The sequence below is a fragment of the Nicoliella spurrieriana genome (genome assembly GCF_023380205.1).
In the GTDB taxonomy this organism is placed as follows: Bacteria; Bacillota; Bacilli; order Lactobacillales; family Lactobacillaceae; genus Nicoliella; species Nicoliella spurrieriana.
Genome location: NZ_CP093361.1, coordinates 1,346,984 through 1,359,691 on the forward strand (window position 1 = coordinate 1,346,984; position 12,708 = coordinate 1,359,691).

Annotated in this window: 1 protein-coding gene (running past one end of the window); it reads right to left on the bottom strand. The window is 52.6% G+C overall.

Annotated elements, in window-relative coordinates; all coding sequences use genetic code 11:
- Positions 1–12,708, bottom strand: the final stretch of a protein-coding gene (locus MOO44_RS07255; RefSeq protein ID WP_260116470.1) for a DUF5776 domain-containing protein. 37,803 nt of this gene lie beyond the right edge of the window; the window shows 12,708 of its 50,511 coding nt (coding positions 37,804–50,511); the start codon falls outside the window, past its right edge — the gene reads right to left on this strand; the stop codon is at positions 1–3.

A 12,708-nucleotide genomic window follows, 5' to 3' on the forward strand; every position in this document is an offset into this window, starting at 1 on the left:
CTAGATGAACTTAACGAACTTCTTGTTACTGGTCAAATACCTACCCTTTCCAACATAGAAACGGGTAATTCCCTTGTAGTTCACGACCTTGTTAATCTTGATCTTAGAACCTGGTTTGTAGTACTTGAACTTCGTCGTAAAGTGCTTGTTACCATGAATGATGGCACCCTTTGGATTAATTACCCGAACGGTGTGCCGACCCTTTAGGTCTGATTCTTGGTAGTAAGCGCTAACGACATAGTTATGGTTAGCAGTGACGTAGGCACCCTTCCCACCAGGGAGAACGCCCTTAACGTAGTAACGAACCAAACCACTGGCTGAAACGGCAATCTTAGTTATCTTGAACTTGTCGATGTTCTTACCAGCCATGGCGCTAGACTTAGCAATCCGTTGGTCCTTAGCAAACGTTGGATTTTCGTAGAGGTAAATCTTCCGTTTATTGTAGACGTATTCAGAATGCTTAGTTAGGCGCTTGTTAAATGTAGCAACATAACCATCTACGTACCCCTTCGCTTGATTCCGTAGCGATGGGGTTGCAATGGTATCAGCCTTAGCTGCGGCCTTCCCATCTGCATACTGCTTTACATATACCGAATGCCCAGTTGCATAGGCCCTAGCAAAATCACTTGCGTAGGTTGATGAAACCCCGGATGGCAATACTGATGAAGCATTGTTAGAACCGGCAACATAACCATCATAACCACCCTGGTAGGTTGGTTGATCAGCATAGGCCTGACTCTTTCCAGTATTGGCTTTAGCAGCGGCAACCCCCATTGAGTAGTAATTATCACTAACGCTAGCGCTAGATGCACTGGAAGTTGCTGATGAAGACGTAGGTGCAGAATTTGAACTAGCAGTCGAGTTGGCGTTATTAGCACTCGTAGCACTCGCGTTACTACTATTCGAACTGGAACTAGCTGAACTGCTATTAACACTGGATGATGCAGTGCTATTAGCGGCACTCGACTTGGCAGCATTGGATGCACTGGCAGATGCACTAGCACTTGCAGACGCGCTAGCACTTGAAGATGCGCTAGCACTCGCAGATGCACTGGCACTTGCAGATGCACTGGCACTTGCGGATGCACTAACACTAGCCGCCTGACTTGAAGCGGCAACCACACCGGAAGAAATCAACGTTGCAGCACTAGTAGCAAGGTGGTCGTTCGTGTCAACGACGCTTGCCAATGAAGTTGCAATTGAGTGTTCAACACTGACAACTGCTTCGGCGCTGTTAGCAAGGCTTGCTTGAACAACAGCAGCACTGGCGGCAGCGTCCGCAACGGAACGAGCAGAGCTAGCAACGCTGTTGTTCCCAGCATTCGCTGCACTATTTGCGGCCACCGCAGCATTAACAGCGGTGGAGTTAGCACTAGTAGCGGCAGCGCGTGCTGATTGAGCAACCTGATCAGCAGAACTGGTCGTGCTAGTAGCCGAACTAATCGTTGCAGCGGCGGAATTAACCACCGCATTGGCAGCACTAGCAACGACGGCCGCACTGTTAGTAACGTTTGCAATTGAAGCAAGCATTGCATCTGAAGGATGCAGCCGTGCTAATGAACTAGCTTGTTGAGCTTGACTCATGACTTGAGCAGCGGTGGAGTTCAGCGTCTGCACCGTCTTAGTGGTGGTGGATTGAACCGCCGCATCAACGCTAGCAGCAGAACTCGTAAAGCCAGTAATGCTATTAGTTGCAACGGCAGCTGAGCTCGTTACTTGTGAGTCCTTAGCAGCAACACTGGCGTTCGATGCTGCTGAGTAAGCAGCTTGTGCAACCGTGAATGCGGATGTTGCTTGGGCATTCAGTTCATTGGCAGCACCTTGATTAACAAGGGCTTGTGAAGCGGCGGAACTTGCAACTAACGTTTTAGCAGCAACTAGTGATGCAGCGGAACTTAACACTTCGTTGGCTGCAGCAATCCCACTCGTTGCTGAAGTTGCTAGCCGTTCATAAATATCCCCGGCACTCTGGTTCCCCTCAACGTAGTAAGACTTAGCTTGAGCAGCAGTTGAATTGGCGAACGAAGCGTTCGTAACAATCGTTGCAGCAGCTGAGCTAGCAACTACGCCGGCAGAATCCACAAGCGTCTTTGCAGCATTGGCAAGACTGGCTTGCACAGATCCAGCGGAATTAAGGCTAGCGGCAGCACTAGCAGCGGAACTAGCGACACTGGCTTGGGCGTTAAGCACTCCATTGGTCGAGAATTGACTCCGCAAGTTGGCAATCATTGTCGCAGTCGAATTAATCGATTGACTAGCGGCACTAACGGCACCTGAAGCGGAGTTAGCAACGCTGGCGTAACTATCAGCCTGTCCAGTATCAACATTTGCAACACTGGCGACGCTGGCAGCACTCGTCGCAATCGAACCAACCGAACTGGTAACCTTACCAGCGGCATCCGTCCCGGCACTAGCGGCAGTCACTTCACTGCTAATTGCTTGGGCGGCAGTACTTGCCACCTTCATCGCACTTTGGGCGGTACTGTTATCATCAGTAGCAATTGATTGAGCAGCAGCTCCAATCGAGCTTAACGATGTGGCAACGATTACAGCAGCATCCGCTTGACTCCGGTAAATTGCAATCGTTGCAGCAGTCGATTCAGCAACTGAACGGGCTGAACTAGCTTGATCACGATTGCCGGCTTGGGCAAATGCACTGGCAGCGGTATTCGCACTTACTACGGATGCATTAGCACCATTAGCAGCACTCAATGCTGAATCAACGGTCTGACTAGCACTGTGTGCTTGTGAGAATGCTGAGCTAGCAACACTAGCGGCTGATGCAGCCTGGGTCAATGCACTATTGGCAACGACGGCAGCGGAACTAGCAACACTGGCGTTCGATTTAACGAATTGGTCCTCAGGATATGCTGAGGCAAGTGAAGCAGCAGCCGTTGCACTTGCAGTCGTGGTTTGAGCGGCTAAAGCAGCACTGGTAGCCTGTTGCGAAGCAACCTGACTATTGGCAGCAATTTGAATACTGACCGAACTAGTAACACTAGCATCGGCAACGATCTTAGTCACATCCCCCTGTGCATGCTCAGCAGCGGCTGACGCCCTGAGTGCATCGGATGCAGCAGCACTAGCCTGAACCGCGGTGCTCGTAGCACTACTGATTTGATCAGATAATCCATCCGCAGTCCTTTCGGCATTGACGGCAGCTGAAGCAGCTTGACTAGCAACGCTAGCATTCGTAACCACGGTGTTGTAAGCCGATGCGGCCACACTGACCATTGCAGTGGCAATCGCTGCATTTGCTGATGCAGACGCATTGTATCTACCAGCATTGGCGAAGTCACGGGCGTTAGTAGCACTAGTAGCTAGTGATGCATAGATTTGTGCATCCCGATCATTTGCACTGGCAGTTGCATTAGCACTGTTAACCAGTGCGACGGCGGAATTAGCACTATCCGTAGCAGCAATTGCGGCCTGCTTTTGAGCACTGGCAACTGCATTTACGCTGGTCAATTGACGATTAGCAACACTCACCGTTTGAACTGCAGCGGAAATGGCAGCGTTATTGGCAACCGCAGCAGCAATCGAATTAACGGTCCCAGCTGCAGCGCTCCCTTGAGCAACGTCACTAACCACTACCGCAGCTGCTGATGTAGCGATTGAAGCGGCTTGACTAGTTGGGTTCAAGTCACCATTAGCTTGACTTGCATAGCTAGCAGTCTGGTTGAATGCATTCGTAGCAGCACTCCCGTTCCCAGTAGCATCGCTAGCAGCAGCGGAAATGGCTGCACTAGCGGTAGCACTAGCAAGGCTAGCTAGTTGATCGGCAAGGCTTTGATCAGCAATCGCATTTGCAGCAGCAGTGCTAGCACTACTCTTGGCAGCGCTAGTAGCACTAGCCTGAACAGTAGCAACACTTTGTAAACTAGCAAGTCCAGTTGCAGTTGCAACCGCTTGACTTGCGTAGGTGCTTCCAGCATCGGTATCACCAACTGCGTATGCCGAATTAGCGGCACTACTCAAGCTGTTGACGAGGCTGTAAGCACTGCTTGCAGCAGTGGAAGTAGCGATAAGTGAAGCATTAGCAGCACTGGCGGCGCTAGCAGCACTTTGCGCTACGCTGGATTGATAATCAGCATCTGATTGCTTGGTTACAGCCGCATTGGCAGCACTAGTGGCAGTGGCAGCTTGTGCTGATACGAATTGGTTAGAAGCATCGTTAGCAGCAGCGCTGTTAGCATCGGCAGCATCGCTTTGGGCCATGCTTGTGACATGGTCAGTAGCAGTGGCAGCAGAAATGGCTTGACTTGCGTAACTACCTGCAGCACTAGCATCGTTATTAGCATTGTCAGCTTGGTAACTAACCGCATTCGAGTAGCTATTTGCACTGTTGGAAGCAGCTTGGCCACTATTGGAACCAGCACTGGATGCACTAGAAGCAGCGAAAGCAACCTGGTTAGCGGAACTAGCAACCGTTGCAGCACTGGCGGCAACGCTTTGATCAGAAACTGCCCGAGCCGATGCGGAACTAGCAACGTCGGCAGCGGAAATGGCGACGCTTTCGGCATCCGCAGCATTCACACTGGCACTAAGTGCAGCACTAGCGGCACTGATGGCCAACCCGGCAGCACTTGAGGCGACCGAACTGTCACCACTCTGGGCGGCATTCGAAGCGGCAATTGCGGCACTGGCTGCGGCACTATTATCCAAAGCAGCAGTCTGGTTAGCAGCACTAGCAACACTATTGGCACTGTTTGCAACGAAGCTAGCACTGGTGGCAACGCTGTTGGCAGATTCTGCATCAGCCAATGCAGCACTCGCCACGCTCGCAGCGGAAACCGCAACACCCGCAGCACTACTGATCTTCACGTTCGTTGGCTGAGCATTAGCTTGGCTTTCAGCAGCTGAAGCCACGTTATTAGCGGTATTGGCAGCCGTAGCAGTCCCAGCCATGTTGGAAGCAACGGCACTTGCGTTCGCATTGACCGTGTTAGTGGCGGATGCGGCTCCCGCGGCAGCTCCACTGGTCGTAACCGTAGCAGAACTAGTAACCACGGCGGCACTATCAGCAGAACTAGCATTAGCAGCAGCAGATGCAGCGATGGCAGCGAAACTAACGGCACTCGCCATTTTATCGGACAGAACACTGACGGCACTCATATCACTAACCCCTTGACTGGCTGCGGCACTTGCGATCACAGTGGCACTTGATGCGATAAGACTCGCAACACTGGCAACGCTGATTTGAGCATTGGCAGCACTGGCATAACTACCCGCAGCCGAGTTCAATGCAGCGGCTTGAGTGTAGTTTCCAGCGGCGTTCGCAGATGCAGCCTGACTGGCAATGAAGCTAGCCATATTTGCATTCGAACTAGCGACTACACTGGCTTGAGTAGCGTCACTTGCGGCAGTCGATGCCGTCACTGCAACCGAGGCGGCCCGACTAAACTGTTGACCGGCATCTGATTTCAGGCTGGTGATTGCGGCACTGGCTGAACTAACTAGGCTCGCAGTACTATTGATGGCCGCGTTGTTCGAGTAGTTAGATATAAAGCCACTCATTTGAGCACTTTGGGCGTTGGCACTGTTGGAATCAGCATTAATCATGCTATTAGCACTGGTGGCAACACTAACGGCAGTTGAAACCCGGTTTGCATCAGTGTTCGTAGCACTCGTTAGGTGATCAGTTTGGGTGCTTCCACTGGCGGCGTTCGCACTAGCAGCACTGGCGCTAGCGGATTCACGTTGCTGATCGCTTTCAGCCGTGCTTGCGACGAATGAATTTGCGGAACTCAGTGTCGTATTGGCACTGTCCACAGTGGCTTCATCACTAGCAGCTTGACTAGCGGCACTAACAACCACTAGGTTCAACTTAGCGTTTGCACTAGCTACACTGGAAGTAAATTGTGCAGCAGCACTAGCAACGCTGGCAGCTGAACTAGCGTTAACCCCCATTTGCGTTCCGGTTGCAACATCCCCATTTGCATATGCCGATGATGCTTGTTGATAGAAGGTCATTGCATTTTGACTCGCATTCGTTGCGGTAACGTTCGCGGAGCTAACCAAACTAGCGTTAGCTGAAATGTTATTTGCAACGCTTGTGGCAATGCTATTTTGGACCTTCGCATCATCATTAGCACTATTGATGGTGTTGGTTGCACTCGTTGCAACACTAGCAGCGGACTTAAAGGTCTGATCGTTTGGATCATTTACATAGTAGCTATTGATGGACCCAGCAGTTTGACTAGCAACCGATGCCTTCGAACTAACTGCACTATTAGCTGAGCTTGCAATTGAGGCGGTCGAGTTTGCACTGACTTGTTGGGCACTCGCAACTACGGCGTCACTTGCGGTCGCACTATTCGCAGAACTAGCAGCACTAGCTTTATCACTAGCGGAGTTCGTTTGAACATGGGCAAAGCTAGAGGCACTCGTAGCTTGACTAGCGGCACTGTTCAAGTCAACGGTGGCCGAGGCAATGGCCGAATCATCACTGGCAGCCTTTGCAGCAGCAACGCTCGCAGTCTTAGTAGCAGTAGCGATTGCACTGGCATTTGCAGTAATCGTCTTAGTAGCAGCACTGGCATTCGCAACCGTTACGGTAGCAGCATTGGCATAACTACTTGCGGCGATTAGATCACCACCCAGTTCAGCAGCGGTAGCGGAAGCATCCATGGCTGAAACCTGGGTCGCATAATCGCTCAACGTACTGTTCAATGATCCATTCGCACTGGTCAACGATTGAGCGGTGCTGTTCGCAGCAACGGCAGTGCTCGATTGAACTTCAGCATCACTTGCGTATGAAGCGATGGCGTGATTGTCCGCACTAGCAATGGCAGCATAACTTGCGACCGAGCTGTTCGAAGCATTTGCGCTCAACACATTAGCAACACTGTTGTTAACGGAACTAGCAACAATGGCAGCTTGATTTGCAATCGTTGCATCTGAAACGGCTTGTGATGCGTATGCACTAGCTGAATTAACGCTTAGGGTTGCACTCGCAATTGCTTGGGCAGTAACGCTTTGGTCCGATTGAACGGCCATCGAGTTAGTTTGCGCATTTTCAATCGTGCGATCTGCATCACTAGCAGCGGAGCTAGCAACGCTAGTGGCACTGGCAACCACTTGATTGGCAACGCTCGCAGTCACTTCAGCGGACTTCGCAACGCTAGCTGCAACACTGGCAACGCTGGTGGCCGAACTAGCCTGAACGGATTGGGCAACGGCATCGCTTTGGAAGGCCGCCATACTAGTGGCAGCGGAGCTGGCTTGTGAATTAAATACACTTCCAGCAACGAGGTTGCCGGCACCGTAGGCGACATTCGCCTGACTAGCAAAGTTACTTACGGTCTGAGCGCCATTTGCAGCCAGACTGTTATCACGGTCCGCTTGACTAACGGCTTGACTAGCATCACTAACAGCACTGGTGGCCGTTGAGTGTGCACTCGTTGCGATGCTATCCGCATCTGAAACGGTCACGTATGCACTGGCAACGACACTCGCAGCACTGGAGACGATGTGATCATTTGGTAATGCACTGACTAGGATGGCAGCAGTCGTTGAGTTGCTTTGGGCCACTTGGTCGTAACCGCTAGTAACTGCATTAGCAGAACTAGCAACCACGGCAGCGGAACTGGCGGCAACTTGGTTCGTATTCGTTTGACGAGCTAAAGCAACCGTTGCGCTCGCAATGCTTGCTGCAACCGTATTAGCAGCACTGGCACTGAGCGAACCCTGTTGACTAGCACGATCAGCAGCATCGGCAGCTGAATTAGCGGCCTGGGCGACGCTATTGGCGGAACTAGCCACACTGCTATCAACCAACGCATTCGATGAAGCGGCACTAACAATTGCTGCTTGTTGAGCAGTCACACTAGCGGCGCTCGCTGCATTAGCACTGGCAACCATTGCGGTGGTAGCAGCACTGGATGCGGTGTTGGCATACGATGCAGCAGCATCAACATCCCCGCTTTGGGCAGCGACGGAAGCAGCACTGGCGGTACTTTGGGCCACTGAACTTGCGACACTAGCAACTACGGCGGCACTTGAAGTCATAGCACTAGCACTAGCAGCTGCAATCGAAGCACTCGAAGCAACGGAAGCATTCGAATCAGCATCAGAAGCAGCTTGACTAGCAACGCTTGCTGCTGAATCAGCAACGACCGCAGCAGAACTAATTAGCGAGTTTGCAGGGTGTTGCGCTGAGTTCACAGTGGCTGATTGAGCAGCCGTGGACGCAGCACTGGCATCATGATGGGTCGCAACCGTGTTAGCACTAGCGCTTTCACTGGCAAGCTTAGTAGCGGCATTGGCAGCATCAGCAACACTACTGTTGTTGGTTGCGAGACTTTCAGCCCCACTTGCGACCTGCGATGCAGCAACTGCATTGCTTGCATAACTAGCAGCAGCACTTGCAACACTAGCGACGCTCACATAACTGGTAATTTGAGCTCCATCGTCAGTAGCGGCACTTTGATCAGCAATTGCGCTAGCGGCAGCAGAACTGGCAGCCAGGTTCGCAGCATTTGCACTAGCAACGGCAGTCGATGCTTGAGCAACTGCGGAGTCAGTAGCACTGGAGTACGCAGCAGCACTGCTGTTCAATGCATTTGCTTGAGCATAGTTACCGGCCGTCGTAGCCGATTCGGCTTGACTGGTGTAAACGCTGACCATTGTAGAATTCGAACTAGCAACCACGCTTGCATCGTTTGCAATCGTTGCGAACGAACTAGCTGCTTTGGATGCGTTAGCAGCACTGACTGCTTGCAACGAGGCGTCTGATTTAACGCTCCCTAACGAAGCAAGGACCGTCATCATCGCACTCGCAGCACTCTTGATGGTTGCATTGCTTAGGTTTGCTGATGCAAACGCACTCATTTGAGCACTTTGTTGATCAGCGGCATTGGATAAGCTCGTAACGACACTTACTGCAGATGCAGCGGCACTGGCGTATCCGGAAGCGGACGTGACATCAGCACTTCCAATCAATGCGAATGAATGCGTAGCGGCACTTCCAATCGTAGCGTGGGCGGCTTGTGATTGAGCATCAGCACTGGCCTGATCAGCAGCACTCGCAGCTGAATTAGCAGCACTAGCGGCACTGGTGGCAGCAGTCGCGTTCGATAATGCAACCGCATTGGCAGATTGTTCGGTCACTAATGCAGCACTAGCGGCACTCACGGCGGAATCTGCGATCGACTTCGCAACGGCAGCGGAAGCATTGGCACTAGCGGCAACACTCGCAGCCGAACTAGCTTGGTTCATGGCAGCAGTCGTTGCACTGCTGTTCCCACTATTTGCATTGAGCGAGGCAATGAAGGCCGCGCTCGAAGCAATTGATTGAGCAGTGGCACCAGTTGAAGCAGCAACACTGGCGTTATGGCTTTGAACCGCAACCACGGCCGCAGCGGAACTAACAACTGCACTTTGGGCGCTAGCGACGCTGGCAGCGGAACTAGCAACACTGGCAGCGGTCCTTGCGGTTTCAGCAATTGATTGAACCGTAGCGTTACTTGGGTTGGCAGAAGCAACCGCAGTAACTGAGGTTGCGGTGCTTGCGGCACTCGCAGCGGTAGTTCCAGCAACACTGGCAACACTGGATGCAACCGAATCATTAGCGCTCAGTGCATTGGAATCATCACTGACGGCAGCGCTGGCAGCGGAAGTCGTTACAACCGCATTTGATGCATTGACTGCATCACGCGCAGCGGCAGCAGCGTTCGCATCAGCAGTACTGCCAAGTTGAGCGGCACTCAACGCACTTGCGGCAACCACGGCAGCGGCAGAAGCCTTGGCTTGGGCCCCGGCAGCTGATGCAGCTGCGGTAGAAGCGATTGCGGTCGCAGCATTGGCAATTGACGTTTGGATAGTGGCATCGCTTGATTGAGCACTCATCGCAGCAGCGGCAGCAGCGGCGGTGGAAGTCAGGTCACTACCACCATTCTCATCACCACGGGCATACGCACTATTAGCGGATGCAACTAAGCTGTTGACGCTATTAACCGTCAAACTAGCGTTATAAGCATCCAAGTTGGCCGTTGAAGCAGCGCTGTTGGCAACTAGCGCAGCGCTACTTGCGACGCTGGATTGAACGGCAGCATCGGAAGTCGCAGCACTAACTGCTCCGGCAGCGGAACTAGCGATGACAGCCTGTGATTGAACAAAGCTGTTATTGCTGTTGGCAGCTACGATTTGATCAATGGCAGTCGATGCACTCGTAACTTGGCTTGCGTAACTATCAGCAACCGTTGAATCAGCACCTGCAACGACGGAGTAACTAGCTGCAGTTGAGGCATCTTGAGTCGTCCGCGTTGCATTGGTATTGATGCCCACTGCATTGCCACTAGCGAGTGAAGCGGTTTTGACGTTCGCATTCGAAGCGGAACTAGCAGCACTGTTAGCAGCACTACCGGCTGCATTGGCACTTTGGGCGGTACTATTTGCAACGCTAGCGGTAGCACTGGCGCTTTGGACGGTACTATTAGCTAAGCTGGCATCGGAAGCGGCAGCATCAGCAACCGCCTTAGCACTGGTAGCAGTGCTTGCAGCATTCACTGCAATCGACGCAGCAGCGGCTGCATTGGAACGTGCAAAACTAGCGGATGCACTGTTGCCGGCACTCGCGTAACTAGCAGCAGCAATCTTAGCAACGGTCGCAGCACTATTTGCCTGCGAACCACTAACAACGGCTGAGCTAGCAACTGCTGATTGGGTCGTAATCGTATTACTGTCGGTAACCACTTGATTCTTGGCACTTGCAGCCACTGCAGTTGCGCTATCGGCAACGCTGGCAGCCGAACTAGCGGCTAATGCAGCGGATTGTAGCGTAACGTTTCCAGAGTGGAGCGAAGCAAGCACGGAAGCGGCAATGAATGCGGAGTTTGCTGAAGCAGCAGAATGATCAGCTTGACTAGCAGCACTAAGTGCAGTCGTCGTGACGGAATCAACAGTTGCCGAATCAGCATTCACACTATTTTGTGCATCCCCAGCGCTTTGGGCAGCGGTATTAGCAACCGTTGCAGCACTGGATGCTTGATCAGCATCACTATCCGCCCCACTGGCCTGTTGAACAGCAACTAATGCATTTGATGCAGCAGTTAGGGCAGCGCTAGCAGTGGCGCGATCAGATTGGGCCTTAACCGCAGCACTGGAAGCAGCCGTTGAAGCGGCAGCGGCACTAGCAGCTTGGTCAGTAGCAACACTTACTTGCGATTGCATTCCAGTAGCCACTTGGGCAGCTTGGGAAGCAAGTAAGCTTCCGTTCGTAGCATCCCCAGTGGTGTAGGCACTATCAGCGGCACTGGCGAGGCTCTTCACAACGCTAGCGCTGGCACTAGCAGCACTGGAAGCTTGGTTTGCACTACTTGCAGCAACACTAGCGATTAGATATTGACTGTTTGCAAGCATTGATTGATCGTTAGCATCACTGGCGGCAACGCTTGCAACCGCACTATTGGAACTAGCAAGCGCTGCTTGTGATTGAATGAAGCGACTAGCAGCATTACTACTGTTGGCGGCAACGATGCTTGCAATGGTAGCAGTCACGCTAGTCATTTGCCCACTATCGCTAGCAGTAACCGAAGCAGCTAGGCTAGCGGTTTGGGCATCAGAAGCAGCGTTGTTCGCATCTACATCGGCAGCACCGGCATGGGCACTGGTTGCGACCGAGTAACTGTTTGCCAAACTATCACTACCGGCATCACTGACAGCAGCGGCACTGGCGGCACTCGCATTCGCACTAGCAGCATCGGTAGCGCTAGTAGTGGTGCTGTTGTAACCGCTAGCGGCGCTCGCAGCACTTTGGGCGGCGCTATTAGCAGCATTGGCAAGGCTAGTAGCAAGGACAGCAGCTGATTTAGCAGCGGCGGCACTGGCAGCGGCATTGGCGGCATCTGAAGCAGCCGAACTAGCAATGCTTTGGGCGGTATCCGCAGCGCTTTGGTTCCCGACATTGGCGACGCTTACAGCGACGCTGGCAGCCGAACTAGCAATTGAACTAGCGGTCGAACCAGCAAGCACAGCAGCACTAGCAATGCTATTTTGAGTGCTGTTGATTCCGGCCTCAGAACTAGCAACCGAACTAGCTGACTCAGCCACAGCGGCTTCACTAGCGGCAGCGCTAGATGCATTATTAGCGCTAGTGGCTAATGCTGCGATGGTCGAGTTGCTTGGGTGGGTATTGGCCATTGACGTTGCAAGCGATGCTTGTGCTGAAGCACCCTTAGCATCAGTATCAGCAGCAACACTGGCAACACTTGCCGATTGACTAGCCCGACTAGTGGCCACAGCAGCTAAACTAACGGCACTACTATCACTAGCAGCACTTTGGTCTGCCGTGGCGGCATTGGAAGCGGCACTTACCGCTTGACTGGCGGCGCTAACGGCAGCACTGGCAACCGATGCAGCGTTCACTTCTGCAGTCATGGCACTACTTAGTCCATTTGCTTGGGCTTGTAGACTAGTGGCTTGACTAGCAGCACTTTGGGCGGCAACGGTCGCGCTGGCGGCGTTGACACTGGCAGAACTAGCAGTTGATGCGTTCACGGAGGCAGCTGCGGCATTGGAAGCGGCAATTACGTTAAATTGACTAGCGAGTGTGTAGTTGTGCGCATCGTTAGCAGAAAGCGCCTGACTGGTGGTGAAGCTAGCAAGACTAGCGTTGACACTAGCCATTTGACTATTACTGTTAGCAACGATTGCAGCAACACTGGCGGCTTGATATTGAGCATTGGCAACACTTGCAGCAGCTTCAGC